The organism is Shinella lacus, from assembly GCF_010994755.1.
Lineage (GTDB): Bacteria > Pseudomonadota > Alphaproteobacteria > Rhizobiales > Rhizobiaceae > Shinella > Shinella lacus.
Genome location: NZ_WHSB02000003.1, coordinates 82018 through 107889, shown reverse-complemented (window position 1 = coordinate 107889; position 25872 = coordinate 82018). Strand labels below are relative to the sequence as shown.

At 64.0% G+C, this 25872-nt stretch carries 27 protein-coding genes; 14 read left to right on the top strand and 13 right to left on the bottom strand.

Annotation, left to right across the window (positions count from 1 at the left end):
• Positions 1–104: 104 nt before the first annotated feature.
• The 4 genes from repB to GB927_RS08625 form a co-directional block, all read right to left on the bottom strand.
• Positions 105–1130: a plasmid partitioning protein RepB gene (gene repB, locus GB927_RS08640; protein ID WP_256116312.1), complete on the bottom strand. Its 1026-nt coding sequence runs from the start codon at positions 1128–1130 to the stop codon at positions 105–107.
• 2 nt (positions 1131–1132) lie between these two features.
• On the bottom strand, positions 1133–2338 hold the full coding sequence (repA, locus tag GB927_RS08635) for a plasmid partitioning protein RepA (RefSeq protein WP_435266073.1): 1206 nt from the start codon (positions 2336–2338) through the stop codon (positions 1133–1135).
• A gap of 226 nt (positions 2339–2564) precedes the next feature.
• Positions 2565–2813 (bottom strand): WGR domain-containing protein, encoded by a 249-nt coding sequence (locus GB927_RS08630; protein WP_256116310.1) that lies wholly within the window; start codon positions 2811–2813, stop codon positions 2565–2567.
• A gap of 88 nt (positions 2814–2901) precedes the next feature.
• Complete coding sequence (locus GB927_RS08625; protein WP_256116309.1) at positions 2902–3360, bottom strand: MarR family winged helix-turn-helix transcriptional regulator; 459 nt, start codon at positions 3358–3360, stop codon at positions 2902–2904.
• A gap of 85 nt (positions 3361–3445) precedes the next feature.
• On the opposite strand from GB927_RS08625, the gene hmgA reads away from it, so the two are divergent.
• On the top strand, positions 3446–4786 hold the full coding sequence (gene hmgA, locus GB927_RS08620; RefSeq protein ID WP_256116307.1) for a homogentisate 1,2-dioxygenase: 1341 nt from the start codon (positions 3446–3448) through the stop codon (positions 4784–4786).
• Positions 4787–4794: 8 nt separating this feature from the next.
• On the opposite strand, the gene GB927_RS08615 is transcribed toward hmgA, so the two are convergent.
• A complete protein-coding gene (locus GB927_RS08615) occupies positions 4795–5355 on the bottom strand; it encodes a DUF2585 domain-containing protein (protein WP_256116306.1) in 561 nt (186 codons plus the stop codon).
• A gap of 113 nt (positions 5356–5468) precedes the next feature.
• Here GB927_RS08615 and GB927_RS08610 point away from each other — a divergent pair, with 113 nt between their 5' ends.
• The 4 genes from GB927_RS08610 to GB927_RS08595 are packed head-to-tail and all read left to right on the top strand — an operon-like array spanning position 5469 to position 7826.
• Positions 5469–6485, top strand: a complete 1017-nt coding sequence (locus tag GB927_RS08610; protein WP_256116305.1) for a fumarylacetoacetate hydrolase family protein — start codon at positions 5469–5471, stop codon at positions 6483–6485.
• 4 nt (positions 6486–6489) lie between these two features.
• Positions 6490–7134 (top strand): maleylacetoacetate isomerase, encoded by a 645-nt coding sequence (gene maiA, locus GB927_RS08605; RefSeq protein WP_256116304.1) that lies wholly within the window; start codon positions 6490–6492, stop codon positions 7132–7134.
• A gap of 57 nt (positions 7135–7191) precedes the next feature.
• Entirely contained in the window at positions 7192–7431 is a 240-nt protein-coding gene (locus GB927_RS08600; RefSeq protein WP_256116302.1) for a type II toxin-antitoxin system VapB family antitoxin, read from the top strand.
• Positions 7431–7826 (top strand): type II toxin-antitoxin system VapC family toxin, encoded by a 396-nt coding sequence (locus tag GB927_RS08595; RefSeq protein WP_256116301.1) that lies wholly within the window; start codon positions 7431–7433, stop codon positions 7824–7826. The genes GB927_RS08600 and GB927_RS08595 overlap by 1 nt, the downstream gene beginning before the upstream one ends.
• A 35-nt stretch (positions 7827–7861) precedes the next feature.
• On the opposite strand, the gene GB927_RS08590 is transcribed toward GB927_RS08595, so the two are convergent.
• Positions 7862–9343: an NAD-dependent succinate-semialdehyde dehydrogenase gene (locus GB927_RS08590; protein ID WP_256116300.1), complete on the bottom strand. Its 1482-nt coding sequence runs from the start codon at positions 9341–9343 to the stop codon at positions 7862–7864.
• Positions 9344–9439: 96 nt separating this feature from the next.
• Complete coding sequence (locus GB927_RS08585) at positions 9440–10717, bottom strand: 4-aminobutyrate--2-oxoglutarate transaminase (protein WP_256116299.1); 1278 nt, start codon at positions 10715–10717, stop codon at positions 9440–9442.
• Positions 10718–10918: 201 nt separating this feature from the next.
• Here GB927_RS08585 and GB927_RS08580 point away from each other — a divergent pair, with 201 nt between their 5' ends.
• The gene (locus GB927_RS08580; RefSeq protein WP_256116298.1) at positions 10919–11734 is read left to right on the top strand and encodes a MerR family transcriptional regulator; all 816 of its coding nucleotides are present in this window, start codon (positions 10919–10921) and stop codon (positions 11732–11734) included.
• Here the strand turns inward: GB927_RS08580 and GB927_RS08575 are convergent.
• A complete protein-coding gene (locus tag GB927_RS08575) occupies positions 11731–12648 on the bottom strand; it encodes an AraC family transcriptional regulator (RefSeq protein WP_256116297.1) in 918 nt (305 codons plus the stop codon). The genes GB927_RS08580 and GB927_RS08575 overlap by 4 nt on opposite strands.
• A 129-nt stretch (positions 12649–12777) precedes the next feature.
• On the opposite strand from GB927_RS08575, the gene GB927_RS08570 reads away from it, so the two are divergent.
• The 5 genes from GB927_RS08570 to GB927_RS08550 all read left to right on the top strand — a co-directional run bounded on the left by GB927_RS08570 (position 12778) and on the right by GB927_RS08550 (position 17295).
• Positions 12778–13605, top strand: coding sequence for an SDR family oxidoreductase (locus GB927_RS08570; RefSeq protein WP_256116296.1), 828 nt, complete (start codon positions 12778–12780; stop codon positions 13603–13605).
• 245 nt (positions 13606–13850) lie between these two features.
• Entirely contained in the window at positions 13851–14699 is an 849-nt protein-coding gene (locus tag GB927_RS08565; protein WP_256116295.1) for a MetQ/NlpA family ABC transporter substrate-binding protein, read from the top strand.
• A gap of 82 nt (positions 14700–14781) precedes the next feature.
• Complete coding sequence (locus GB927_RS08560; protein WP_256116294.1) at positions 14782–15852, top strand: methionine ABC transporter ATP-binding protein; 1071 nt, start codon at positions 14782–14784, stop codon at positions 15850–15852.
• Complete coding sequence (locus GB927_RS08555; RefSeq protein WP_256116293.1) at positions 15833–16489, top strand: methionine ABC transporter permease; 657 nt, start codon at positions 15833–15835, stop codon at positions 16487–16489. The genes GB927_RS08560 and GB927_RS08555 overlap by 20 nt, the downstream gene beginning before the upstream one ends.
• Positions 16490–16659: 170 nt before the next feature.
• A complete protein-coding gene (locus GB927_RS08550; protein WP_256116292.1) occupies positions 16660–17295 on the top strand; it encodes an RBBP9/YdeN family alpha/beta hydrolase in 636 nt (211 codons plus the stop codon).
• A gap of 15 nt (positions 17296–17310) precedes the next feature.
• On the opposite strand, the gene GB927_RS08545 is transcribed toward GB927_RS08550, so the two are convergent.
• The 3 genes from GB927_RS08545 to tauA all read right to left on the bottom strand — a co-directional run bounded on the left by GB927_RS08545 (position 17311) and on the right by tauA (position 20058).
• Positions 17311–18156: an ABC transporter permease subunit gene (locus GB927_RS08545; protein ID WP_256116291.1), complete on the bottom strand. Its 846-nt coding sequence runs from the start codon at positions 18154–18156 to the stop codon at positions 17311–17313.
• Complete coding sequence (locus GB927_RS08540) at positions 18153–18959, bottom strand: taurine ABC transporter ATP-binding protein (RefSeq protein ID WP_256116290.1); 807 nt, start codon at positions 18957–18959, stop codon at positions 18153–18155. The genes GB927_RS08545 and GB927_RS08540 overlap by 4 nt, the downstream gene beginning before the upstream one ends.
• Positions 18960–19053: 94 nt before the next feature.
• Entirely contained in the window at positions 19054–20058 is a 1005-nt protein-coding gene (tauA, locus tag GB927_RS08535) for a taurine ABC transporter substrate-binding protein (protein WP_256116289.1), read from the bottom strand.
• Between the two features lie 475 nt (positions 20059–20533).
• Between tauA and GB927_RS08530 the strand changes: the two genes are divergently transcribed.
• A complete protein-coding gene (locus GB927_RS08530) occupies positions 20534–20998 on the top strand; it encodes an RrF2 family transcriptional regulator (protein WP_256116288.1) in 465 nt (154 codons plus the stop codon).
• A 27-nt stretch (positions 20999–21025) separates the two neighbouring features.
• Here GB927_RS08530 and GB927_RS08525 read toward each other — a convergent pair whose 3' ends face one another.
• Together GB927_RS08525 and GB927_RS08520 are read right to left on the bottom strand one after the other, a co-directional pair.
• The gene (locus GB927_RS08525; protein ID WP_256116287.1) at positions 21026–22111 is read right to left on the bottom strand and encodes an acyl-CoA dehydrogenase family protein; all 1086 of its coding nucleotides are present in this window, start codon (positions 22109–22111) and stop codon (positions 21026–21028) included.
• A 203-nt stretch (positions 22112–22314) separates the two neighbouring features.
• Positions 22315–23190 (bottom strand): LysR substrate-binding domain-containing protein, encoded by an 876-nt coding sequence (locus GB927_RS08520; RefSeq protein ID WP_256116286.1) that lies wholly within the window; start codon positions 23188–23190, stop codon positions 22315–22317.
• A gap of 198 nt (positions 23191–23388) precedes the next feature.
• Here GB927_RS08520 and GB927_RS08515 point away from each other — a divergent pair, with 198 nt between their 5' ends.
• The gene (locus GB927_RS08515) at positions 23389–24591 is read left to right on the top strand and encodes a 2-aminoethylphosphonate--pyruvate transaminase (RefSeq protein WP_256116285.1); all 1203 of its coding nucleotides are present in this window, start codon (positions 23389–23391) and stop codon (positions 24589–24591) included.
• Positions 24592–24609: 18 nt separating this feature from the next.
• Positions 24610–25872: a phosphonoacetate hydrolase gene (gene phnA, locus GB927_RS08510; RefSeq protein WP_256116284.1), complete on the top strand. Its 1263-nt coding sequence runs from the start codon at positions 24610–24612 to the stop codon at positions 25870–25872.

Sequence of the window (25872 nt, the reverse complement as noted above, 5' to 3'; positions counted from 1 at the left end):
GAAAAGGCTTGACTGTGATTCGGGGAAGTGCGATTCTCAGGTTGCTAAACGATGAGAAGGGCTTCCGCGACGGTAACGTTGAGGGGGCCTTTTTCTTTTGCGGATCAATCTCCCGATTTCTGTTTGTTTTCAGTCCGAAACGCCTCGTAGAGACGGTCCAGGTTCTGGGTAATATAGGCGCCGAAGGCGGGCGCTTCGGCGGCCTTCAGGGCAATCGTGTATTGGCGGCCGTTCGTCTTGATGCTGGCGCTGACCGCACCGTCCTTGCGCGACCATTCCGCCGGCGCCGGCTTGGCAATTCCCGCGGCCTCCTTCTTCGAAAGATGGCCGCTGACAAGGTTGAAGCGGTCCTCCGGCGTGCGGATCTTTACCCGCTCGCGGGCAAGAAACTCCACGGCCTTGTCCTCGTTGGACGGCTCATCGAAACGCGTCGCGAGCTCATGCCAGCGGTCGCGGCCGATGCTCAGCGCCGGGCCGATCGCGCTGCGCACGCTCTTCGGGATACGGTTCACCACCGACAGCATTTTCGAGACGGTCGTCTTGTCGGCACTCAATGCCGCCATGATCGTCTCGCGATCGAAGCCGCGCGTTTCCAGCTCCCCGGCAAAGGTCGCCCGCTCAAGGAAGGAGAGATCGGCGCGCGCGCTGTTCTCCTGGCCCTGCGCGATGACGTGGTCCCGGTCGGTGAGCGCCTTGACGACCGCGCGAACAGGGCGGCCGAGCAGGCGCGCAGCACGCGCGCGGCGATGGCCGAAAGCGATCTGGTAGACGCCGGATTTTGCCGGATGCGGGCGCACGAGGATCGGCGAATCCTGCCCGCGCACGCGCATGGCCTCGACCAGTTCCTGGAATTGCTCGTCCGAATGGGCGAGACGGTCGGAGATGAAGGATTCTTCGATCTCGTCCGGCTCAAGTTCGATGACGATTTCGCCGGCCGTCAGCTTCGCCTCGATCTCTTTGGCGGCATCCGCCTTGGCGGCGAGCGCATCGATGCTGCGCGTCACGGCGCCGAGCGCGCCGATGCCCTTGTAGGTCACGTGATGGCGCTGTTCGTCGGGAACGGGGTTTACCGGCGTCAACTTCTCTGCGCTCGGCGACATCAGATTGGAAAGAACGTTCTTGCGCGCCATGATCAACGCCCCCATGCCTTGTGGATCAGTTCGACGATTTCCGCGTTCACCGCCTCCATGGATTCCAGCGCTCGGTCATAGGTGGCACGCGTGAACTGGCTCCGGTCGACCTCATAGAGCGTCTGGTTGGTGAGCGCGGCATCCGCAATGGCGACGCTGCGCACCATGGGACTGGTGAGAACATGCTGCTTGAACAGCGAGCGCATGAAGGCGACCATCTGCGTCTGCGGGCCATCCGCCGGATCATAGCGGGTAACCAGATACCGCAGCCAGTCGAGGTTCATGTTGCCGCCGGCACTTTTCAGCGTGTTCAGCACCTCGCCCAGCATCTGCAGGAACTGGCACATCGACATAACGTCGAGCATCTGCGGATGCACGGTGATGAGCACCGCGGTCGCGCCGCAGATCGCGCTCATCGTCAGAAAGCCGAGCTGCGGCGGGCAGTCGATCACCACCACGTCGTAATCGTCGGCGACGGAGGAGAGCGCCTCGTCAAGCCGCGCGAAGAAGATCCGGCCGTAATCGCTCCGGTCGCCCTGCGCCAGAACGCGCGGCGTGTCGTGCTCGAACTCCATGAGTTCGAGATTGCCGGGCACGATGTCGAGACCGGGGAAATTGGTCTTGCGGATGATTTCTTTCAGCGGCCGACGCTGGTCGTCGTAGCGGATGGCGCCGTAGAGCGTCTCGTTCTCGTTGACGTCGAATTCCGGCTGAAAACCATGCACCGCTGAAAGGCTCGCCTGCGGGTCGAGATCGACCGCGAGCACCCGGTGGCCGGTGAGCGCCAGGTGCTGGGCAAGATGGGCCGTCGTCGTCGTCTTGCCGGAGCCGCCCTTGAAGTTCACCACGGCGATGACCTGGAGATGGTCGGTGCCCCGCCGGCGCGGCACGTAACGCTGGCCGCCGCGGCCGTTTTGCTCCAGATATTCCCGCATTTCCTGCAATTGCTCGGCCGAGTAGGAACGGCGGCCGGAGGGCGTCACCTGCGGCAATGGCCCCTTGGATTCCAGCGAAAGATTGCGCAGGTAGCCACTGGTGACCCCGAGAAAATGCGCCGCCTCGCTCAGCTGGAACTGGCGCAGGCTCTTCTGGGCAACAGGCGGAAACATCTCCAGCCGATGCTGCTTCAGCTTGTCTGACAGTTCATGCGCCTGCCCGATGATCAGCTGATCGACCTCGGAAATTGCCTGTCCGAACATTGCGGCCATATTCATGTCGAGAATCTCAAAATGCGATTTCAAGCCCACCTTGGGGTTTAAACCGCATTTAGAACCGATTCTGAATCGAGGGCAAGGCAATAATGGTTAACGCACCGCGCTCGACCGGCGCTGGTACGTCCATGAATGAGACTTTAGCGTATTGACCATCGCACGCCTATCGGCATGCCCCGATTCGATTGGGGAAAACTCCGGAAAATTAACCTTTTCCGCACTCCTACGCCTCGGTGTAACCGCGCCGCCGCCGTCGAGCGATTTGCCGGGCGAGCACCGTCTCGGCCTCGGCCATTGTCGCATGCAGGCTCGACACCTGCCGGCCGCGCGTGCCGATACGGCCCCAGTGGCGCAGCACGGCGATCTCACCGAACAGCGTCGGCTCCAGTGAGAGCATGTAGAAGCGCGCCATGTTGCGCGTCGCGTCGATGCGGCGGAAGCGATAGGCAGGGGAGGGAGTGGTGTTCGGCATGCCCGGGATTCTGCCGAAGCCCCGAATCACCGTCCAACGAAAGCTTTGAATCGATCCGGACGGATCGATTCATCTGCGTGATGGATCGTCAGTCGCTTGGTCCGCGCCGCGCCGGTTGCACCGCCAGCGCCGCTTCGATCGTGGCGAGGCCTGCCTCAAGTTGCTCCAGGCCGTCTGCGCCAAGAAGCCGGGCCAGTTCCTGCTCGTATTCATGCGCCAGCGCGATCATTTCACCATAGATGCGCCGGCCCGCCGGTGTCAGGTCGAGATGTTCGATGCGGCGGTCGGCGGCATCCTCGCTGCGCTTCAGCCAGCGCTTTTCCTCCAGCGCCCGCACGGCGCGCGATACTTTCGTCTTGTGCATGCTGGAATTGGCGCCGATTTCCGTCGCGGTCATGCGGCCGTAGGAGCCGAGCGCGGCCAGCGCCCGCCATTCCGGCCGGGTCATGCGGTAGCGCGCGCGGTACTGCGCGGCAAAACGCTGGCTAACCAGTTCCGCCGCCTGGTTGAGGCGGTAGGGCAGGAATGTTTCGAGCCGGAAGTCCATGGGTGGCGCCTTGATGGTTACAAAATGGACAGTTACATCTGTAACCACCTGACGACAAGGGCGCTTAGCAAGAGGAGGCCAAGCCATGCCGGACCATGCCGCGGAGATCGCCAACAGCCTGAAATACATGACCGGCTTCGGCAATGATTTCGAGACGGAATCCCTGCCCGGTGCCCTGCCGCAAGGACAGAACAGCCCGCAGAAATGCAATTACGGCCTCTATGCCGAGCAGCTTTCCGGCTCGCCCTTCACCGCGCCGCGCGGCACCAACGAGCGCTCCTGGCTTTACCGCATCCGCCCGAGCGTGCGCCACACGCGCCGCTTCTCCAACGCCAGCTACCCGCATTGGAAGAGCGCGCCCTGCCTCGACGACCACTCCCTGCCACTCGGCCAATTGCGCTGGAACCCGCTGCCGGCGCCGAAGGAGACGCTCACCTTCCTCGACGGCATGCGCACGATGACGACGGCCGGCGACGTGCTGACCCAGGTCGGCATGGCGGCGCATGCCTATACGTTCAACGCCGACATGGTGGACGACTATTTCTTCGATGCCGACGGCGAATTGCTTGTCGTTCCGCAGCTGGGCGCGATCCGCGTCTTCACCGAAATGGGCATCATGGATGTCGAACCGCTGGAAATCTGCCTCATCCCGCGCGGCATGATGTTCAAGGTCTCCCGCCTCGGCGAGGGGGACGTCTGGCGCGGTTACGTCTGCGAGAACTACGGCGCGAAATTCACCCTGCCCGACCGCGGGCCGATCGGCGCGAACTGCCTTGCCAATCCGCGCGATTTCAAGACACCGGTCGCCGCCTATGAGGAGAAGGAGACGCCGTGCCGAGTCCACGTCAAATGGTGCGGCAAGTTCTACGTCACCGAGATCGGCCATTCGCCGCTCGATGTCGTCGCCTGGCACGGTAATTATGCGCCGTTCAAATATGACCTGCGCACCTATTCGCCGGTCGGCGCCATCCTGTTCGACCATCCCGACCCGTCGATCTTCACCGTGCTGACGGCGCCGACGGAAGAGGCCGGCACGGCGAATATCGATTTCGTCATCTTCCCGCCGCGCTGGCTGGTGGCCGAACACACGTTCCGTCCGCCCTGGTATCATCGCAATATCATGAGCGAATTCATGGGGTTGATCCATGGTCAGTACGACGCCAAGGAAGAAGGCTTCGTGCCCGGCGGCATGAGCCTGCACAATATGATGCTGCCGCACGGGCCGGATGCGACGGGTTTCGACAAGGCGTCGAACAGCGAGCTGAAGCCCGTCAAACTGGACCACACCATGGCCTTCATGTTCGAGACCCGCTACCCGCAGCAGCTCACCAAATTCGCCGCCGAGCTGGACACGCTGCAGGACAATTATCTCGAATGCTGGGACGGGCTTGAGCGCAAATTCGACGGCACGCCGGGCATCAAGTGACCGGTCGTTCAGCCCCCCTGCCAGGCCTTCACCGCTTCGAGCGGCCAGACGAGCATCAGGATATTGAGCGCCAGGCCGTCGCGGATCAGGTAGGTGGTCACGCCCTCGAAAACCACGATGATCGCGATGCTTGCCCAGACGGGCAGGCGCGAGGCCAAGAAAAAGCCGACGACCATCGCCAGAATATCGGCGCTCGAATTGATGACGCTGTCGCCGAAATAATCGAGCGAGATCGTCGATTCGCGATAGCGATTGATGATCATGTCGGTGTTTTCGAGGATTTCCCAGGCGCATTCGAGCACGAGGGAGAGCGTCAGGCGCAGGTTGATGCCGGCTTTCGGCAGGATCAGCGTGAAGAGGCCGAAGAACAGGATGCCGTGGATGATGTGGCTCGGCGTGTACCAATCGGAGAGATGTTGCGAGTTTTCCGAGGAAACCACGACCCCATGCCACAGTTTGACATATCCGCACTTGCAGATGAGCGGCTGACCCATCGTATAAAGGAGAAGCGCCGTCGCGCCGATGAAGCCGGCGGCGAGCAGCAGGGAATTCAGGACCTTGCGGTTCACGCGGAATTTCCTTGAAAAACGATGCGCCGCGCAAAGCGGCGCACGAGGGTGGAGACAGGCGGCCGGAAGATGACACATCCTTGCGGCCGGAAACAAGATCGGGAGAGAGACGCATGAAGCTTGCGACACTGAAGGATTCCACCCGCGACGGCCGCCTGGTCGTCGTTTCGCGTGACCTGACGCTCTGCTCGGAAGTCGGGCACATCGCCCGCACGCTGCAGGCGGCGCTGGACGACTGGGCGCATGTCGCGCCACGGCTCGAACGGGTCGCCGAGGGGCTGGAAACCGGCGCGCAGCCCACCACCCGCTTCCACGAGCACGACGCCGCCTCGCCGCTGCCGCGCGCCTACCAGTGGGCGGACGGTTCGGCCTATGTCAACCACGTCGAACTGGTACGCAAGGCCCGCAATGCCGACATGCCGGAGAGCTTCTGGACCGATCCGCTGATGTACCAGGGCGGCTCCGACAGCTTTTTAGGCCCGCGCGACCCAATCCTGGCAGCTGACGAGACCTTCGGCATCGACATGGAAGGCGAGATCGCCGTCATCGTCGACGACGTGCCGATGGGCGCAAGCGTCGAGGAAGCGCGCGCGGCGATCCGCCTCGTCATGCTCGTAAACGACGTGTCGCTGCGCGGGTTGATCCCGGCCGAGCTTTCCAAGGGATTTGGCTTCTTCCAGTCGAAACCCTCCTCCGCCTTCTCGCCCGTCGCCGTGACGCCGGATGAACTGGGCGACGCCTGGGACGGCGGCAAACTGCACCTGCCGCTCCTCGTTTCGCTCAACGGCAAGGCCTTCGGCAAGGCCGATGCCGGCGTCGACATGACCTTCGATTTCGGCCAGCTCGTCGCCCATGCAGCAAAGACCCGGCCGCTCGTCGCGGGCTCGATCATCGGCTCCGGCACCGTCTCCAACAAGCTCGACGGCGGCCCGGGCAAGCCTGTCGCGGAGGGCGGCGCCGGTTATTCCTGCATCGCCGAGATCCGCACCATCGAGACGATCGCCACCGGCGCGCCCAAAACGCCCTTCATGAAATTCGGCGACGTCGTGCGCATCGAGATGAAGGACAAGACCGGCCATTCGATCTTCGGTGCGATCGAGCAGACCGTCAAAGCCTACGAGAAGGACTGAACCGATGAGCGGCGAGATCGTGCTTTTCGACTATTGGCGCTCGTCTGCGAGCTACCGCGTGCGCATCGCGCTCGAAAGCCTCGGTCTCGCCTATCGGCGCGAATCCGTCGACCTGCTCGACGGGAAACAGCGCTCGCCGGAGCACCGCGCCCGCAATCCGCAGGGCCTCGTGCCGGCGCTTGCGATCGACGGGCACATGCTAACGCAATCGCTGTCGATCATCGAATATCTTTCGGAGACGCGCCCCGAGGCGCGTTTCCTGCCCGCCGATCCGCTCGGCCGGCAGCGGGTGCGGGCGATCTCCTATGCCATCGCCATGGAAATCCACGCCGTCTGCAACACCGGCGTCGTCGGCCATCTCATGACGCTGATCGAGGACGGGGAGGCGGTGCGCGCCGACTGGATGAAGAAATTCATCGGCGAAGGCCTCGCCGCCGTCGAAACACTGCTCGACAATCCGGCGACCGGCGCCTTCTGCCACGGCGACACGCCGACCATGGCCGACTTCTGCCTCGTGCCGCAGGTCTACAACGCCGAGCGCTGGGGCGCCGACATAGCCGGCCTCGAGCGGGTCCGTCGCATCACGGAAACCTGCCGCGCCCTCCCGGCCTTCCAGGCGGCGCATCCTGATGCCGCGAAACCTGCCTGAACTTTCATTTGCGGGGCTGGGATGCTATATATACCTCCACAAGAGGAAGGATATACCATGCCGCTCTACGTGAAAGATCAGGAGGTCGATAGGCTTGCGGAAAAGCTCTCCACGCTGCGCAAGGTCAGCAAGACCGAGGCGGTGCGGCAAGCGCTGACGCATGAGCTGGAGCGCGCGGAAAACGAGCCGACGCTGGTGGAGAAGGCCGTTGCCATGACGCGGGAATTGAACAGAAAGTATTCCCCGACGGGCCTCAAGGCTGACAAGGCCTTCATCGACAGCCTCTACGAAGACTGATGTTCGTCGATGCTTCCGCTATCGTCGCGATGATGACAAACGAAAGCGACGCCGCGTCGCTTTCGGCACGCCTCATGACGGCAATTTCGCGCGCAACGTCACCGATGGCGCTTTGGGAGGCCTCCGTCGCCTACAGCCGCATTTCCGGCGTCGAACCGAAAGCGGCATTGCGTGAGGTGGAAGCCTACATTCGCCCGCTTGAAATCGAGGTCATCGCGATCTCGTCGCTAGCGACCGCTGCCGCCGTCGAGGCTTACCATCGCTACGGCAAAGGCCGCCATCCGGCCGGGCTCAATTTCGGTGACTGTTTCGCCTATGCCTGTGCAAGGCACCTCAACGTCCCGCTGCTCTACAAGGGCGACGACTTTTCGCAGACGGATATCGAAACCGCGTGAAAACCGCCCCGCCGAAGCGGGGCGTTTCATAAATGTCAGGCGACGTCGCCCATGCAGACGTATTTCATCTCCAGATAATCGTCGGCGCCGTGCGCGGAGCCTTCGCGGCCGAGGCCGGACTGCTTGATGCCGCCGAAGGGGGCGGCTTCCGAGGAGATGATGCCGGTGTTGACGCCGACCATGCCGTATTCCAGCGCTTCCGTCACCTGCCAGACCTTCTTCAGATCGCCGGCAAAGAAGTAAGCGGCGAGGCCGAATTCGGTGTCGTTCGCCTGGGCGATGACATCCTCGACCGTATCGAAGCGGAAAAGAGCGGCGACCGGGCCGAAAGTCTCTTCCCGCGCGACCGTCATGCCGCGGGAAACGCCCTTCAGCACGGTAGGCTCGAAGAACGTACCCTTGCCCTCGACGCGCTTGCCGCCGGCAACCACCGTCGCGCCCTTGGAAACGGCGTCGGCGATATGCGCCTCGACCTTTTCGATGGCGGCTTCCTCGATCAGCGGGCCGATCGTGATGCCCTTGTCAAAACCGTTGCCGACGGAAAGCTCGGCGACTTTCTTCGCCAGCTTGTCGGCAAAGGCGTCATAGACGTTCGACTGCACGTAGATGCGGTTGGCGCAAACGCAGGTCTGGCCGGCATTGCGGTACTTCGAGGCCATCGCGCCTTCGACGGCAGCATCGAGATTCGCATCGTCGAAGACGATGAAGGGCGCGTTACCGCCGAGTTCCAGGCTCACCTTCTTGATCTGGTCGGAGCACTGGCGCATCAGGATGCGTCCGACTTCCGTCGAGCCTGTAAATGAGATTTTCCGGACCTTCGGATTGTAGCAAAGCTCCTTGCCGATCGCCGGGCCGTCCGTGCCGAGAATGACGTTAAAGACACCGGCCGGAAGGCCGGCCTTTTCGGCGAGCACGGCCAGCGCGATCGCCGAAAGCGGGGTCTGCTCGGCGGGCTTTGAGACGACCGTGCAGCCGACGGCGAGCGCAGGCGCCACCTTGCGGGCGATCATCGCGGCTGGGAAGTTCCACGGCGTGATCGTGCCGACGACGCCGACCGGCTGCTTGATGACGAGCATGCGCTTGTCGACGGAGGGTGCGGGGATCGTTTCGCCGTTGATGCGCTTGGCCTCTTCCGCATACCACTCGACATAGGAGGCGGCGTAGAGGATCTCGCCCTTGGCTTCCGGCAGCGGCTTGCCCATTTCGGCGGTCAGGATGGCGGCCAGCTCGTCCGCATTGGCGACGATCAGGTCGAACCATTTGCGCAGCAGGACGCTGCGGTCCTTGGCCGGGCGGGCGGCCCAGACCTGCTGCGCCTTGTATGCGGCGTCGATCGCAGCAGACGTCTCGGTCGCGCCCATTTCGGGCAGCGTCGCGAGCTTTTCGCCCGTCGCGGGGTTGAAGACGTCGAAGGTCTCGGCGCCGTTGCCGCCGATCCAGTTACCGTTGACATACCCTGCATCGCGCAGGAAGTCGGTCGACTTCAGGTGCTTCGTGAGCGCATCGTAGAATGCCATGATTTCGTTCCTTTCGGACGTGGAAGGTCGTTCACCCGGAGCATGTGCTCCAGGTGTTCCTTGGGAGGATGTTTTTTTCGTCTTTAGCGTCGCCGATCAGGCGGCGCGGGCTTCGACCATCGCGGCTTCGAGAATGTCGAGCGCCTCGGCAAAAACCTCGTCCTGGATGGTGATCGGCGCGAGGAAGCGGATGACGTTGCCGTGCACGCCGCAGGTGAGCAGGATCAGGCCCTTTTCGAGGGCTTTCAGGCGCACCTTGTTGGCGAAGTCGGCGCTCGGCAGCTTGGTCGAAACGTCGTTGAACTCAACGGCGTTCATGAAGCCCGGGCCGCGGATGTCGACGATTTCCGGCACCTTGTCCTGCAGCGAGGCGAGGCGCTGCTTCAGGCGGGCGCCGAGGTTTTCAGCACGGTTGCAGAGGTCCTCGTCCTTGATGACGTCGAGCACGGCATGGGCCGCTGCAACGCCGATCGGGCTGCCGGCATAGGTGCCGCCGAGGCCGCCCGGGCCGGGGGCGTCCATGATTTCCGCACGGCCGGTGACGGCTGCGATCGGGAAGCCGCCGCCGAGACCCTTGGCCATCGTCGTGATGTCGGCCACCACGCCGTAGTGTTCCATGGCGAAGAGCTTGCCGGTACGCGCAAAGCCGGTCTGCACTTCGTCGGCGATCAAGAGGATGCCGTGCTGGTCGCAGATCTCGCGCAACGCCTTCATGAAGGCGACCGGGACGGGATAGAAGCCGCCTTCGCCCTGCACCGGCTCGATGATGATCGCGGCAACGCGGTTCGGATCGACATCGGCGGCAAACAGCTTCTTCAGCACGCCGAGCGACTGCTCGACGGTCGTGCCGTGCATTTCAACCGGGAAGGGCGCGTGGAAAACGTCGGCCGGCATGGCGCCGAAGCCGACCTTATAGGGCACGACCTTGCCGGTCAGCGCCATGCCCATGAAGGTGCGGCCGTGGAAGCCGCCTGAAAAGGCGATGACGGCTTGGCGGCCGGTGGCGGCGCGGGCAATCTTCACGGCGTTTTCAACGGCTTCGGCACCGGTGGTGACGAAGATCGTTTTCTTGGCGAAGTTGCCGGGGGTGATGGCGTTCAGGCGCTCGGCAAGCTCGACATAGTTTTCGTAGGGCACGACCTGGTGGCAGGTGTGGGTGAAGCGGTCGAGCTGGTTCTTGACGGCCTCAATGACGCGCGGATGGCGATGGCCGGTGTTGACGACGGCGATGCCGGCGGCGAAATCGATATAGCGATTGCCTTCCTTGTCCCAGATCTCCGCATTCTCCGCACGGTCGGCGTAGATCTGCGTGGTCATGCCGACACCGCGCGAAATGGCGGCGTTCTTGCGATCGGTGAGGGGCGTTGCGGTCATGGCGCTATCCTGGGTCTGGAGGCTTCAATTAATAACTTGCATTTTTTCTGCAAGCCTTGAGTGGAATTCCTACATTTTTTCTGCAAGAATGCAACGGTCATTTTAAGACGGGAATGCGATGGGTTTTCAGGGGTGCGAAGATCGGGCGCAGCCCACCGGGAATGCTATAAGAAACTATAACCAGAATCAGGGATTGGCGCGATGGGTTCGGAAGAACCGGTGCACTATAAGGTGGCGGAGGCCGCGCGGCTTGCCGGCGTTTCCGCGTCCACGCTCAGGCTTTGGGAAACGCAGGGCCTCGTCGTGCCGGGGCGCTCGGAGACCGGCCACCGTCAATATAGCGGCGACGACGTCGCCCGGCTGAAGCGTATCGCCTGGTACAGGACGGAGCGCGGCCTCAACCCCGCCGCCATTCGCGAGGCGCTGGAAGCGGAGGAACCCGCCGGCGAAACTACGGTTTCCGAAGGCGACGCGCCGCAGGGTGTCGGCCGCAAGCTGCGCAGCCTGCGCCACGCCACAGGCAAGACGCTGGAGCAAGTCGCCGGCGACATCGGCATTGCGACCTCGGTGCTCTCAACCTTCGAACGCACCTCGCAGGGCGTGACGTTCCGCGTGCTGCACGATCTCGCGGCCTATTACGACACGACCGTCTCAAAACTCTCCGGCGAAGAGGAAGAGGCCAACCGGTCGGTCGTCAGGGCAGGGGAATGGAAGTTCTGGCCGGAAACCTCGCCAGGCGTCACAGTGCAGGTACTGGCGGACGGCCGCAACATGATGGATTGCCACCGCTTCGTGCTCGCCCCCGGCGCCTCCAGCGACGGCGCCTACAAACATGAGGGCGAGGAATTCGTACATGTGCTCTCGGGCCGGGTCGAGATGGTGCTCGACGGCCACGAGTTTCACGACCTCGGCCCCGGCGACAGCCTCTATTTCAAAAGCTGCCGCCGCCACGCCTGGCGCAACCGCCATGACGGCGAGACGGTCCTGATCTGGATCAACACGCCACCGACCTTCTAGGCCGCGCTGCTGCGCGCGAACTCCCGCGGCGGGCAGCCGACCTTGCGACTGAAGGCCGTGCTGAAGGCGCTTGCGGAGCGGTAGCCGATCCGCTCGGCGATCTCCTCCAGCGTTCCCTGGCGATGGCGCAGCGCATCTTTGGCGATCGCCATGCGCCAGCGCAGCAGATATTCGACCGGTGCGAGCCCGACGGCCTCGGAAAAACGCCGCGCGAAGGCCGAGCGCGACATGCCCGCCTTCTGCGCCAGTTCGGCGATCGTCCAGTCCCGGGAAACATCGGCGTGGATATCGGCGAGTGCCCGGGCGAGCTGCGGATCGGCGAGGCCGCGCAGCATGCCGGGATGCGGCAGCGTCGCCGCCTCGCGCCGCAGCGTCTCGATCAGCAGAACCTCGATCAGACGGGACAGGATGAGATCGCTGCCCGGTCCCGCCAGCGCTGCCTCACCGCGGATGAGGCCGATGAGCGTGCCGAGCCGCGCGCCGACACCGTCTTCGGCCGAGACATGCACGAGCCGTGGCATCATCTCCGCCAGCAGGTCCGCATTGGTCGGATCGCACATGATGACGCCGCCGAGGACGCGCGTCGCGTCGCCCCGATGCGCGTCGCCGATATGGATCTCGCCGTCGACCATGTGCCGCGCCTTGAAACCATCGTCGGAAAGCACGGTCTTCTGCCCGGGCGCGCTGGAGAACGTATCCATCACCGGCCTGGCCGAAAGGACGAAGTCACCCGCCCCGACCTGGAGGGCGGCACCGCCGTCCGCGCGGAACCAGCATTGGCCGGCCGTGATGAAATAGAGCATCGGCCCCGGCTGCGGTGGCAACTGCACGCCCCATGTGCCATGCGCCACCATGCTGCCCATCAGCACGGTTTTCGGGCGCAGCAATTGCACGACATCGGTGAAAGCATCCATTTTGCACGATCCATAACGTGGGTTTGGTTGACTATATCATCTGGACGATCAGTAATGCAAAATGGACTTTGAATTATTCAACATCTCCCGCCAACCGATATCATCGGGTCATTCAGACAGGAGATACAGATGACAAACACGGTTTTGATCACCGGAACCTCGTCCGGCTACGGCAGGGCAACCGCGGAACTCTTCCTCAAACGGGGATGGAACGTCGTCGCCACGATGCGCACCCCGAAAGCCGGCCTTATCGAAGGCCCGGCCGAACGGCTGAAGATCATCCCGCTCGACATCACCCGCCCCGAGACGATCCGCACCGCGATCAACGCAGCCGTCGCGGCCTTCGGCTCGATCGACGTGTGGATCAACAACGCCGGCATCGGCATGGCATCCGCGGTGGAGGCGACGCCGGACAGCGCGATCCGCGAGCTTTTCGAAACCAATACGTTCGGCGTGTTCAACGCCTGCCGCGAGATCATCCCGCAGATGCGCAGGCAGGGGCACGGCGTGATCGTCAACGTCACCTCCAGCGTCGCGATCGGCGTCATGCCGCTGGTCGCGGCCTATGCCGCCAGCAAGTTCGCCGTCGAGGGTTTTACCGAGTCGCTTTCCTATGAGTTGGAGCAATTCGGCATAAAGGCGCGGCTGGTCGAACCCGGCTATGCGCCGACGACCAGTTTCACCGCCAATGGCGGCCCGCGCATGCAGGGCCTGATCCCGAAGGATTACGGCGCCTTCGCCCAGGCCGCATTCGCGCGGATGGCCGACTATCCGACGGCCTATTGCACCGAGGCGGAAGTTGCCGAGGCTGCCTATGCGGCGGCGACCGACGAAGGGGAACGGCTGCGCTATCCGGCCGGTGCCGATACCAAGATGCTCGCCGCGCTGCGTTGGTCGACCTCTGAGGACCATTATCGCGATCGCATGCGCGCAATATTCGCACCTGCGTCCGAGTAGCCGACCGTAGCTTAATCCGGACCTCTCCCGAGAGGTCCGGATCGCCGTTCCTGGCGCCTCCGCTGTATTCCACTAAAACAGTAGAAAATATTTTCCGCCCTGCTTCGATATCAGAGAGCGAAAGTTCCCGTTCCGCCTGCCTAATAAACCGCCATTCGTTGTCCACAAAAGCGGCATTTGCGATTTTAGCGGTAGAAACAACGTTGTTTCGCAGTCGATCCTCCCCATCGCGAAAGCAGGCCAGCATGTCCAAAATCAGCAAGAAACTCCTCGAAAGCGCGCTTTTCTCCCGCCGCTCCGCCCTTGCGGCACTCGCGGTGGCGGCCGTCGCCGTTTCCACGTTCTCCGTCGCCGCGCCCGCCTTCGCCGAAGACAACAAGGAGCTGAAGGTCGGCATCATCTCCGGTGAGGACGAGGATGTCTGGCGCGTCGTCGTTGCCGAAGCGGCCAAGAAGGGCCTGACCATCGAGACGGTCGTCTTCAACGACTATACCCAGCCGAACGAGGCACTTGCCCGCGGCGAGATCGACGCCAACGCCTTCCAGCACCTGCCCTATCTGGAAAACCAGATCCAGCAACACAGCTACAAGATCGTACCCGTCGGCTACACGGCGGTCTGGCCGATCGGCCTCTATTCCAAGAAGCACACCAAGGTTGCGGACCTGCCGGACGGCGCTGTCGTCGGCGTGCCGAACGATCCGTCGAACGAGGGCCGGGCGCTGCGCGTGCTGCAGAATGAGGGCCTGATCAAGCTGAAGGACAGCACCGGCATTCTCGCCACCATCGCCGACATCTCGGAAAACCCGAAGAAGCTGGAGATCAAGGAACTCGACGCCGGCATCGTCGGCCGCTCGGTCGACGACCTGGATGCGGCGATCGTCAACACCGACTGGGCGCTGAAGAGCGGCCTCACCCCGGAAAACCGCATCGCGCAGGAGCCGGTCGCCGACAATCCGTACCGCAACTTCATCGCGGTTCGCGAGGAATCCACGGATGAGCCCTGGGTCAAGCCGCTGGTCGAGGCCTATCAGAACGACGTCGTGAAGGCCGAATTCGACCGCGTCTACAAGGGCACGGGCATCAGCGCCTACTAAGGCATTCGACAACCAGCAGAGACAGCCCGCGATGCGCCCAGCCGCCGCGGGCTGTCTTTCCGTTTCCGGAAGGGAACCGCGCATGAACAAACATGTGACAGGCAAGCCGGCGCAGACCGCGGCCAGCGAAGAAGACGTCATCCGCCTGTCGGACGTCCGCCGCCGTTTTGGCGCGACGCCGGCGCTGGACGGCGTTTCGCTCGATGTGCGCCGCGGCGAGATCCTCGGCATCATTGGCCGCAGCGGCGCCGGCAAGTCGACGCTGATCCGTTGCCTCAACGGCCTGGAGCGGCCGGACAGCGGGACAATCGAGATCGAGGGCCGCGAGATCACCGGCCTCAGCGAGGCAGAGCTTCAGCCGCTGCGCCGCCGCATCGGCATGATCTTCCAGCATTTCAACCTACTTTCCGCCAAGACGGTGGAGGAGAATGTCGCGCTGCCCCTGAAGATCGAGGGCTGGGCGAAAGCCAAGCGTCTGGCGCGCGCCGCCGAACTGCTCGACCTTGTAGGCCTGACCGGCAAGGCGAAGGCCTATCCCTCGGAACTCTCCGGCGGCCAGAAGCAGCGCGTCGGCATTGCTCGCGCGCTTGCCGCAAGCCCGGCGCTGCTGCTCTCCGACGAGGCGACCTCCGCGCTCGACCCGGAAACGACGCGCTCGATCCTGGCGCTGCTCAAGGACATCAACCGCAAGCTCGGCCTCACGATCCTGCTCATCACCCATGAGATGGAAGTGGTGCGGAACATCGCCGACCGCGTCACCGTGCTCGATGCCGGCCGCATCGTGGAGGAAGGTCCCGTCTGGCAGGTGTTTTCACGACCGCAGGCGGAGACGACGAAGAGCCTGCTCAGCGGCATCCGCCCGCAACTGCCCGCCCATATCGCGCAAAGCCTCACGGCGGATATTGCAGGCGAGGCCATTCTCAGCCTCGACATTGCCGGCCCCGCCGCCACCGGGCCGCTGTTCCAGAAGCTGTCGGAAGAGTTTCCGGGCGGCTATCGCCTGGTGCATGGCGGCGTCGATCATATCCAGGAGCAGGCCGTCGGCCGCTTCTTCATCGCGGTGCCGGCCGATGCAGCCGCGCGCCTCGTTTCGTTTGCAGAGCGCCTCGGCGCACAGGTGGAGGTCCTCGGCCATGTCGCCGATCATGCTTGAGCTTCTCGTCCGCTCGCTGTGGGAAACGGTCGTGATGACGGCCGCCTCCGGCGTCATCTCGCTTGCCTTCGGCCTGCCGCTCGGCCTGGCGCTGGTCGCGACCGCGCGCGGCGGCATTGCGGAAAACCTCTGGACCAACCGCCTGCTCGGCGCGATCGTCAACGGCTTCCGCTCCGTGCCCTTCATCATCCTGCTTGTGGCGCTCATCCCCGTCACGCGGCTCATCGTCGGCACGTCGATCGGCACCTGGGCGGCGATCGTGCCGCTGTCGATCGCCGCGACGCCCTATTATGCGCGCATCGCCGAAGTGTCGCTGCGCGAGGTTGACCGCGGGCTGATCGAGGCCGTGCGCGCCATGGGCGGCAACCGCTGGACGATCGTGCGCGAGGTGCTGATCCCCGAGGCGCTGCCGGGCATCGTCGCGGGTTTCACCGTGACGCTCGTGACGCTGATCGGCGCCTCCGCAATGGCGGGCGCCATCGGTGCCGGCGGTCTTGGCGACCTGGCGATCCGCTACGGCTACCAGCGCTTCGAGACGACGGTCATGGTGGCGGTCGTCGCCGTGCTGATCGTGCTCGTCTGCGGCATCCAGTGGCTCGGCGACCGGCTCGTCGCGCGCCTCGACCATCGCGGCTGAGAAACCTCTAAAAGGCATCGGGCGCAGTTGCCGCCCGATGCTTTGCATCATCGCCATGATGCAAAGAATTTTTATGGATTTTGAAGAGTTTAGCAGCGGTTTCCTTACCATTCCGCGTTGTGTCGCGCATCCTTCCGGACAGATCTGGTTTGCGAAGGAAGGCCGCCGCCATGCCGTCACTCGATATCCCCGTCGACACGCTGATCCTGCCGGGCCTCAACGGTTCCGCGAACGATCATTGGCAGCGTCACTGGGCGCGCGACAATCCCGAAAGCCGCGTGGTCGAACAGTTCGACTGGAACTGCCCGGACCGCCAGAGCTGGCTTGTGCAGCTCGAACGGCAGGTCGATATGATCGGCAAGGACATCTGGCTCGTCGGCCACAGCCTCGGCTGCGTGCTGGCGGCGCAGTTCGCCGAAAGCCCGCTGGCTTCCCGCATCCGCGGCGCGCTGCTCGTCGCCCCCTGCGACCTCGACACGACGGAAACCCTGCACCCCTGCGTGGTCCGCTTCGGCGCCATGCCGGCAAAGCGCCTGCCGTTTCCCTCGCTCGTCGTCGGCAGCCTGAACGATCCCTATATGCCGGTCGACCGGCTGCGCCAGAGCGCCAAGGCCTGGGGCAGCGATCTCGTCGATATCGGCAATGCCGGCCATATCAATATTGCGAGCGGCTTCGGCCGCTGGACAGCGGGTTATGACTTCCTGGAATTGCTGAAGGCGCGGGCGGAGCGCGATCCCTTCGCCGCAACGCAGGACGGCCGCCTGTTCACGGCGGCCGTCGCGAGCATGGGGCTGGCGCTCAACTGAGCGCCGGCATCGCTCTCAGCGGTGCGACGCCCAGGGCACCAGGCGCCGCTCGATCAGCCGCGCGATGAATTCCAGCAGGATCGCGATCAGCGCAATCACGATGATGCCGGCAATCACGATGTCGGTGACGAGGAACTGTGCCGCCGACTGGATCATGAAGCCGATGCCGCTCGTCGCCGCCACCAGTTCGGCCGCGACCAGCGTCGTCCAGCCGGCACCGAGCGCGATGCGGATGCCGGTGAGGATCGATGGCACGGCGCTCGGCAGCACGACCTCCGTCAGCACCTGCCGCTTGCTGGCGCCGAGCGAACGGGCCGCGTTGACATGGTCCTTCGAGACCCCGCGTACGCCGGCGGATGTCGACAGGATGATCGAGGGCAGCATGGAGAGCGCGATCACCGTGATCTTCGACGCCTCGCCGATGCCGACCCAGATGATGACGAGCGGCAGGTAGGCGAGCGGCGGCAGCGGGCGCAGGAATTCGACGATCGGATCGAGGATGCCGCGGCCGACCCGGCTCGTGCCAATGGCGATGCCGGCGGGAATGCCGATGAGGATGGACGCGATCAGCGCGCCAAAAATGCGGTAGAGGCTGGCGCCGACATGCTCGGCCAGCGTCGAATCGACGAAGCCGGTCACGACGAGGTTATAGAGAGCAATGACCACCTGCCGCGGCGAGGGCAGGAAGACGGGCGAGACCAGCGCATAGGCGGAGGCAAGGCCCCACAACCCGATGATCGCAACGACGGTGATGGTCGAAATGACGGCGATCGGCACAGGGCGCGATGCGCGGGGGAGGGCGGCCTCCGTGGTGGTCTCGACCGGCTGCGGCAGGGCTTCGATATCAGTGGAGAGCGTCATGCGGCCAACTCCTCGTCAGTGGTGGACTGGATGAGGCCGTTGAGCCCGGCATGCATGCGCTTGAAGAGCGGCGAGGCCTTGACGGTGGCAACCGGAGTGCCGTTCAGCACCTCCGCATTGAAGCCGGCCTCGATCTCTGCCGTCAGGCGCCCGGGATTGGGCGACAGCACGACGACGCGCGTGCCGAGCAGCAGCGCCTCCTCGATCGAGTGGGTGATGAGCAGCGCGCCCGCACCGCTTTCCGCCTTGATGCGCAGCAAGAAGGCCTGCATGCGCGTGCGGGTCAGCGCATCGAGCGCGCCGAGCGGCTCGTCGAGCAGCAGGAAGCGCGGCTCGGCGGCAAGAGCGCGTGCAATGCCCACGCGTTGGCGCATGCCGCCGGAAAGCTCCCAGATGCGTCGGTCGCCGGCATCCGCCAGGCCGACGCGTTCGAGAAGCTGCTGGGCCTTTTCGCGCCGTTCGGCAAGCGGAACGCCCTTGAGCTTGAAGGGAAGAGCGATGTTGTCGCGGGCGTCGAGCCAGGGGTAGAGCGCGTCGTCCTGGAAGACCACGGCCCGGTCGGCATTCGGGCCCTTGATCGGCACGCCGTCGACGGTGATGGAGCCGGAGGTCGGCTCCAGAAACCCGGCGGCGAGGTTGAGCAGGCTCGTCTTGCCGGAGCCGGAACGCCCGATGATGGCGACCAGTTCGTCCGAGGCGACCTGCAGGTTGATGCCGTCGAGGACGAGTTTTTCAGCGGCGCCGCCCCGTCCCGCCCTCGGCGGATAACGCAGCGAAACGTTGCGGAATGTCAGGATGCTCATGGAACCTCCGGAAGTGTCTTGGCCTATCTGTCGGCGATGGCCCGGCAGCGCTTTCACGCCGCCGGGCCACCTCCGCCGCAGGATTTTTCGCCGATCAGTAGGACAGCTTCGTCGCGTCCGTGACCCAGCGCGTGGAGATGTAAGGCTTGTAGTCGGAGAGCGCCGACGGGATCTTGCCCTGTTCCAGCAGGAAGGCCGAGGTGTCGGCCACGGCCTTCACCGTGCCGCCGCCGAGCAGCGCCTCGCCGGCCTGTTCTTCCAGCGTCGGGAAGACGTAGCCCTTGAGAAGTGCGGGAACCTCATCCTCCTTGGCGCCGGTCAGCCGCGCGATCTTCTCGGCTTCCGGCGAGGTGGCGTTCCAGGCGTCCGGATTGGCGCGGTAGGCGGCGGTCGCATCGCCCGTCACCTTGACGAAGGCCGTCACGACGTCCGGATGCTCTTCCGCGAATTTCTTGCTGACGATCCAGGCGTCGAAGGTCGGGCCGCCCCAGTCGGCGACATCCTTCGAGGTCGCAAGCACCGTGCCGCTCTTCTTGAGCTGCGCCAGAACCGGATCCCAGACATAGGCGCCGTCGATATCGCCGCGTTCCCAGGCGGCCGCGATTTCCGGCGGACGCAGGTTGAGGATCTCGACCGACTTCGGATCGACCTTCCAGTGCTTCAGCGCCGTCAGCAGGCTGTAATGGGCGGTGGAGACGAAGGGCGTGGCGATCTTCTTGCCGACGAGATCTTCCGGCTTCTCGATCGACTTCACGGCGAGCGCTTCGGCCTCGCTGATCAGGCCGACGATGTAGATCAGCTCGATCGGCAGTTCGCGGCTGGAGGCGGCGGCAAGCGGCGAGGAGCCGACATAGCCGATATCGAGCGAGCCGGAGGCAATCGCCGCGATCACGTCGGCGCCGCCGTCGAATTTCTGCCAGTTGATCTTGGCGCCGGTCACCTTCTCATAGGTGCCGTCAGCCTGGGGCACGCGGGACGGCTCGACGATCGGCTGGTAGCCGATGTTGAGCGTCACCTCCTGGGCGAAGGCGCTGCCGAACGACGCGGCCATGGCAAGGGCGGCGGTCGCGGCAAGCAGGGTTCTGCGGTTGATGGTCATGGTCCTCTCCTCAAATTGCCGTTGCCGCGGTCTGCCGCGGGCCGGCAATTCAGGCTATCCATTCCATAAATTTAGTAGAGAAATATTTGCCTCAATTTGCCGGCCTTGCCGCAATTGGTTTTGCTTTTTTCTGCGGTTCGGTTGGAACGGCGCGCCTGGCGCAAAATTGATGACGAGCAGAAGAAATACCGATTGTCGCGAAAAATGATGCGAAATGGGCACGCCGGGGCCAAAAATCGGCATAAGGGGTTGACGGAGAATGCCAATTTCCATGGCGTTATGCTCATAAATAAATTATATTGTTTTTATATGTTTTTCGCACTCCGGTGCCAAGAATGAGCCAGAATCACCCGTCAAAGGTGAGCCGATCGATCTTCCCGAGGACGACGGATGGAAACAGCGGGACGCGGCGTGCGCGTCCGCGCTGCCGGGCATATCCGGGTAATGCACATATGCTGATGGAAAGCAGGCTGAAATGCTGACGAAAAAGGGAAAATACGGACTGAAGGCCTTGGTGGACCTCGCTCGGCTGGCGCCGGGCCAAACCGCTTTCGTCAGCGAGATCGCGCTTCGAAACAACATTCCGAAAAAGTTCCTCGATACGATTCTCCTGGAACTGCGCAATGCCGGCATGCTGCGCTCCAAGAAGGGCCCCGGCGGCGGCTATTCGCTCTCCCATCCGGCCTCGGAAATCCGAATCGGCCACGCCATCCGCGTGCTCGACGGCCCGCTGGCGCCCATCCGCTGCGCAAGCCGCACCGCCTATGAGGCCTGCGAGGATTGTGCCGATCCGGAAACCTGTCAGGTCCGCCGCGCGATGACCGACGTGCGCGACGCCATCGCCGCCATTCTCGACACGATGACGCTCGAACAGTTCGTCGCCGTGCCGGGTGCTGCCGCGATGATCGACGACGAAGAGCTGGAAAAGCGGGTCGGCTGAAGCCGCGCCCGCAAATCCGCGAAAAAACTAGTTTTCCCCGTCCTCAGGGTTGCGGTGCGCTTCGCGCCGCAGCCTCCCACTTTGCCTGAGCGCTTCGGCGAGATGCGACGGCAGGCCTTCCTGCTGCGCCCCGCCACCTGCCGCTCGAAGATGATCGGCGGCCTCCTGCGCCACGGCGCGGGCCGCGGTGGCGGCAAGGAAAGCGTTCGTCCTGTGCTGGTCGGCAATCCCGATCTGCGCCGCGTCTATGGCGCGACCCGCCTCGGCGACCATGGCCTGCGCGGCGGCGAGGCGGGCGGAAAGCAGGCCGGCCTCGAAAATATCGCCATCCGCCTTGTCCAGCACACGGCCGAGTGACCGCTGGCCGGCGCCCAGTTGCCTTGCGGCGCCGAGAAGCAGGCCGAGAGACTGTGGCACCGCCACCTCGCCGGGCGCATGCAGCAGGGCATCGCCATCGATCAGCACGTCCTTGAACAGCACATGTTCGGCCGATTGCGGCGCGCCGTTTGCCGGCTCGCAATTGTTGGCGACATAGTGCAGGCCGTCGATACGCGTCGGCAGCAACAGGCTTGCGGCCTTGCCGCCGTCGTTGCGCGTCGGCACCAGCAGCCAGTCGGCGTGGCGGGTGCACGGCGTACAGAGCGCTTCACCGCTGAGCCGCCAGGCAAGGCCGCTCGCGGCGAGCGGCAGCGTTTCGGCTTCCTCGCCATTGCGACGTGGGACGGCGCGGGCGAGCCGCGCGCCCGACAGGGCGGCCGAGAAGACTCCGCTGCGCTGGCCGTCCGTGCCATGGCTGCGAAGCTCTTCGAGCACGACGAAATGGGCGGCGAGAATCTCGCCCAGCGTGGCGGATTGCGCTGACGCCACGGCGCAGACATCCGCCAGCACCGTGTTGGAAACGTCGATGCCTCCATACTCCGTCGGCACGGAAATGCCGAACAGGCCCGAACGGGACAGAAGGTCCAGGCGGGCTTCCGCCGTTGCCAGCGTGCCGCCCGCGGCGGCACTGAAAATGCCGGCGATCGTGCCGACGACGGTCAGCGCCTCATCCTCGGTGCTGATGACGGCGGCGGTTCGCGTTGGGCGGTCGAGTGCTGACGAGATCATACCCATGTCGTCTCTCCTTGCGGATGCCGTTTCAGGCGCACAGGCTTAACCGGGGCAAAAAGATCACATTCTATAGAGATTGTATAGATTGATTTTACGCCACCCGATCGATGAAACCGCCTTCACGCTACCACGAAAAAGCGGCGATCGCCTCGCGAAAAACCCTCGGCTTTTTCTTGAGAAGCCGCACTGCGCGGCTGGTGGACCATTCAACCCGCCGTTTGCGCCAGCTTGCGGGCGATTTCGTAGAAGGCGTTGACGAGCTTGCCGTTGCTGCGCTCGCGCAGGCAAATGAGCGCCTCGTCCATCAGCATTTCCGGCGCATCGATGCGGATCGGGACGAGCCGGTTGTCCTGGCCGAATTCGGCGGAAGAGACAAAACCGACCCCGCCGCCCGCCGCGACGATCTCGCGAACCGCCTCGCGCCCCTCCGCCTCGATGAGCGGCGTCAGCGTGACGCCGCATTGCGCCGCCATCGCTTCCAGCTTCTGACGGGTCTTGGAGCCCCGCTCGCGAAAGACCAGGGGGTGCTTGGCGAGTTCGGCAAGCGTGATCTCCGTCTCGCCTGCGAGAGGATAATCGCGGCTGGCAAAGGCGATGATCGGCGTCGAATTGAGCTTCAGGATCTCGAAGTCGCTGGATTGCGGGATTTCGCCGAGAACGCCGATATCCGCCTCATAGGCATGCAGGCTGGTGATGACCGTCTCGGTATTGCCGGCGTCGATCGAGACCTGCACGGTCGGGTAGGCGCGGCGGAAGGCAGCGAGGATGTGCAGCAGATGGTGGGCGGCGTCCGCGACGATCCGCAGCTTGCCGGCCCGGAGCGCGCGCGATTCCGACAAGAGGTCGAGCGCCTGCTGCTCCACGTCGAACATGCGGCGGGTGACTTCCAGAAGCTGCTGGCCGGCCTGGGTCAGCGTCACCTGCTTCTTGTTGCGGTTGAAGAGCAGGACGTCATATTCCTCCTCCAGCTTGCGCACCTGGTCGGAAATGGCGGGCTGGGTCAGGAAGAGCGCTTCCGCCGCGCGCGAAAAGCCGCCGTGGATGGCCACGTTATGGAAAGCGCGAAGCTGGACATAGCGCATGGAACCGTCTTTCGATCGATCAAGATGATGCAATCATCAGACCGAACGATTCCTCTTATGTAAAGGGCAAAAGGCGCATCCGCCGTCGCCGCCAACACGATCATAAGCTAAACCTATATTTTCATACAAAAGAACGATTTTACATATATGTCTGCCCGCCGCATTGTCGCTCCAGAGACGCCAATGCGAGGACGGACCATGCCAAACACCGCTTCTGACAGAACCACCGCGCCGCTGGAAACGCCGAGGCTCGGCGAACCCTATCTCCTGACGCCCGGCCCGTTGACGACAGCATATTCGGTCAAGGAAGCGATGCTGCGGGACTGGGGCTCGTGGGATGCCGATTTCCGCGCCATGACGGCGGACCTGCGCCGCCAGCTTCTGGACATTGCCGGCGATACAACTGGGGAATTCGACTGCGTGCCCATGCAGGGCAGCGGCTCGTTCTCGGTCGAGGCGATGCTCGGAAGCTTCGTTCCCCGCGATGGCAAGGTGCTGGTGTTGAGCAACGGCGCCTATGGCAAGCGCATCGCCCAGACGCTCGCCTATCTCGGCCGCGACCATGTGACGATCGACAAGGGCGACTACATGCCGCCGCGCGGCCCCGAGGTCGTCGCCGCGCTGGATGCCGATCCCGCCATCAGCCATGTCGTCGTCGTGCATTGCGAAACGAGCTCGGGCATCCTCAACCCGCTCAAGGAAATTTCCGACGCCGTCTATTCCCGCGGCAGCAAGCTGATCGTCGACTCGATGAGCGCCTTCGGCGCCGTGCCCGCCGGCATCGCCGACTTCCGCTACGAGGCGATCGTCTCCTCCGCCAACAAGTGCATCGAAGGCGTGCCGGGCTTCGGCTTCGTCATCGCCCGCAAGAGCGAACTGGAGGCCGCCAAGGGCCGCAGCCATTCACTAAGCCTCGATATCCACGCCCAGTGGGATTACATGAACAAGACCGGCCAGTGGCGCTTCACGCCGCCGACCCATGTCGTCGCCGCCTTCCTGGAGGCGCTACGCCTGCATCGCGAAGAAGGCGGCGTTGCCGCCCGCGGCGCCCGCTACGCCCGCAACCGCGACGTCATGGTCGCCGGCATGCGCGAGGCCGGCTTCGAGACGCTGCTTGCCGACCGGTGGCTGTCGCCGATCATCGTGACGTTCTTCAGCCCGGCCCATCCGGCCTTCGCCTTCGATCGCTTCTACGCACTGATGAAGGACAAGGGCTTCATCATCTATCCCGGCAAGCTGACGGTCGTCGACAGTTTCCGCGTCGGCTGCATCGGCCGCATGGACGAATATGTCATGCGCCGTGTGGTGGACGCCGCCCGCTCCTCCCTTGCCGAAATGGGCGTCGACAACGCCGCGCCCCCGGCCATCGCCCTTGAAGAACGCAGCCGCCTCGCGGCCTGAATAAGGATGGAATTTCCGATGAACCACATGTCCAAGCTTACCGTCGTCGCCAACCGGCGCACCTATCCCTGGCCGAATGTCCCGGCCATCGCCATCTGCCTCGACGGCTGCGAGCCGGCCTATCTCGACGAGGCCATCAAGGCGGGCCTGATGCCGACGCTCGCCCGCATCCGCAAGACGGGAACCGAGCGCACCGCGCTCAGCGTCATCCCGAGCTTCACCAACCCGAACAACCTGTCGATCGCCACCGGCCGCCCGCCGTCAATCCACGGCATCTGCGGCAACTATCTCTATGAGCCCGCGACCGGCAAGGAAGTGATGATGAACGATCCGCGCTTCCTCCGCGCGCCGACCGTCTTCAAGGCCTTCTACGACGCCGGCGCCAAGGTCGCGGTGGTGACGGCGAAGGACAAGCTGCGCGCGCTGCTCGGCCACGGCCTGAAGTTTGATGAGGGCAGGGCGATCTGCTTTTCCTCGGAAAAGTCCGACACGACGACCAAGGCGGAACACGGCATCGACAATGCTTCGGCCTGGCTTGGCCGGCCGGTGCCGGAAGTCTATTCCGCGGAACTCTCGGAGTTCGTCTTCGCAGCTGGCGTCAAGCTGCTCAAGGAGTTCCGCCCGGACGTCATGTACCTGACGACGACGGACTATGTGCAGCACAAATATGCCCCCGGCGTGCCGCAGGCGAATGCCTTCTACGAGATGTTCGACAAGTACCTGACCGAGCTCGACGCGCTGGGTGCCGCAATCATCGTCACGGCCGACCATGGCATGAAGCCGAAGCACAAGGCAGATGGCTCGCCGGACGTGATCTATGTGCAGGACCTGCTCGACCAATGGCTCGGCAAGGACGCCGCCCGCGTCATCCTGCCGATCACCGACCCCTATGTCGTGCACCATGGCGCGCTCGGTTCCTTCGCCACCGCCTATCTGCCGGAAGGCACGGACAAGGAGGAGATAATCGAGCGGCTGAAGGCGATCGATGGCATCGACGTGGTGCTGTCGCGCCCGGAAGCCTGCGTGCGCTTCGAACTGCCGGACGATCGCATCGGCGACATCGTGCTCGTCTCCTCGGAAAACAAGACGCTCGGCACCAGCGAGCACCGGCATGACCTTGCAGCACTCAACGAACCGCTGCGCTCCCATGGCGGCCTCACCGAGCAGGAAGTGCCCTTCATCGCCAACCGCACGCTGCCGGAGCTTCTTTCCGCCGGCACGCTGCGCAATTTCGATGCCTTCTACTACGCGCTCGTCGCAGCCGCGCAGCCGGCACAATAG

Bases quoted from the DNA above. Each gene is read 5' to 3' on its own strand.
- repB (WP_256116312.1), bottom strand. From the start codon at position 1,130: ATGGCGCGCAAGAACGTTCTTTCCAATCTGATGTCGCCGAGCGCAGAG.
- repA (WP_435266073.1), bottom strand. From the start codon at position 2,338: ATGGCCGCAATGTTCGGACAGGCAATTTCCGAGGTCGATCAGCTGATC.
- GB927_RS08630 (WP_256116310.1), bottom strand. From the start codon at position 2,813: ATGCCGAACACCACTCCCTCCCCTGCCTATCGCTTCCGCCGCATCGAC.
- GB927_RS08625 (WP_256116309.1), bottom strand. From the start codon at position 3,360: ATGGACTTCCGGCTCGAAACATTCCTGCCCTACCGCCTCAACCAGGCG.
- hmgA (WP_256116307.1), top strand. From the start codon at position 3,446: ATGCCGGACCATGCCGCGGAGATCGCCAACAGCCTGAAATACATGACC.
- GB927_RS08610 (WP_256116305.1), top strand. From the start codon at position 5,469: ATGAAGCTTGCGACACTGAAGGATTCCACCCGCGACGGCCGCCTGGTC.
- maiA (WP_256116304.1), top strand. From the start codon at position 6,490: ATGAGCGGCGAGATCGTGCTTTTCGACTATTGGCGCTCGTCTGCGAGC.
- GB927_RS08600 (WP_256116302.1), top strand. From the start codon at position 7,192: ATGCCGCTCTACGTGAAAGATCAGGAGGTCGATAGGCTTGCGGAAAAG.
- GB927_RS08595 (WP_256116301.1), top strand. From the start codon at position 7,431: ATGTTCGTCGATGCTTCCGCTATCGTCGCGATGATGACAAACGAAAGC.
- GB927_RS08590 (WP_256116300.1), bottom strand. From the start codon at position 9,343: ATGGCATTCTACGATGCGCTCACGAAGCACCTGAAGTCGACCGACTTC.
- GB927_RS08585 (WP_256116299.1), bottom strand. From the start codon at position 10,717: ATGACCGCAACGCCCCTCACCGATCGCAAGAACGCCGCCATTTCGCGC.
- GB927_RS08580 (WP_256116298.1), top strand. From the start codon at position 10,919: ATGGGTTCGGAAGAACCGGTGCACTATAAGGTGGCGGAGGCCGCGCGG.
- GB927_RS08575 (WP_256116297.1), bottom strand. From the start codon at position 12,648: ATGGATGCTTTCACCGATGTCGTGCAATTGCTGCGCCCGAAAACCGTG.
- GB927_RS08570 (WP_256116296.1), top strand. From the start codon at position 12,778: ATGACAAACACGGTTTTGATCACCGGAACCTCGTCCGGCTACGGCAGG.
- GB927_RS08565 (WP_256116295.1), top strand. From the start codon at position 13,851: ATGTCCAAAATCAGCAAGAAACTCCTCGAAAGCGCGCTTTTCTCCCGC.
- GB927_RS08560 (WP_256116294.1), top strand. From the start codon at position 14,782: ATGAACAAACATGTGACAGGCAAGCCGGCGCAGACCGCGGCCAGCGAA.
- GB927_RS08555 (WP_256116293.1), top strand. From the start codon at position 15,833: ATGTCGCCGATCATGCTTGAGCTTCTCGTCCGCTCGCTGTGGGAAACG.
- GB927_RS08550 (WP_256116292.1), top strand. From the start codon at position 16,660: ATGCCGTCACTCGATATCCCCGTCGACACGCTGATCCTGCCGGGCCTC.
- GB927_RS08545 (WP_256116291.1), bottom strand. From the start codon at position 18,156: ATGACGCTCTCCACTGATATCGAAGCCCTGCCGCAGCCGGTCGAGACC.
- GB927_RS08540 (WP_256116290.1), bottom strand. From the start codon at position 18,959: ATGAGCATCCTGACATTCCGCAACGTTTCGCTGCGTTATCCGCCGAGG.
- tauA (WP_256116289.1), bottom strand. From the start codon at position 20,058: ATGACCATCAACCGCAGAACCCTGCTTGCCGCGACCGCCGCCCTTGCC.
- GB927_RS08530 (WP_256116288.1), top strand. From the start codon at position 20,534: ATGCTGACGAAAAAGGGAAAATACGGACTGAAGGCCTTGGTGGACCTC.
- GB927_RS08525 (WP_256116287.1), bottom strand. From the start codon at position 22,111: ATGGGTATGATCTCGTCAGCACTCGACCGCCCAACGCGAACCGCCGCC.
- GB927_RS08520 (WP_256116286.1), bottom strand. From the start codon at position 23,190: ATGCGCTATGTCCAGCTTCGCGCTTTCCATAACGTGGCCATCCACGGC.
- GB927_RS08515 (WP_256116285.1), top strand. From the start codon at position 23,389: ATGCCAAACACCGCTTCTGACAGAACCACCGCGCCGCTGGAAACGCCG.
- phnA (WP_256116284.1), top strand. From the start codon at position 24,610: ATGAACCACATGTCCAAGCTTACCGTCGTCGCCAACCGGCGCACCTAT.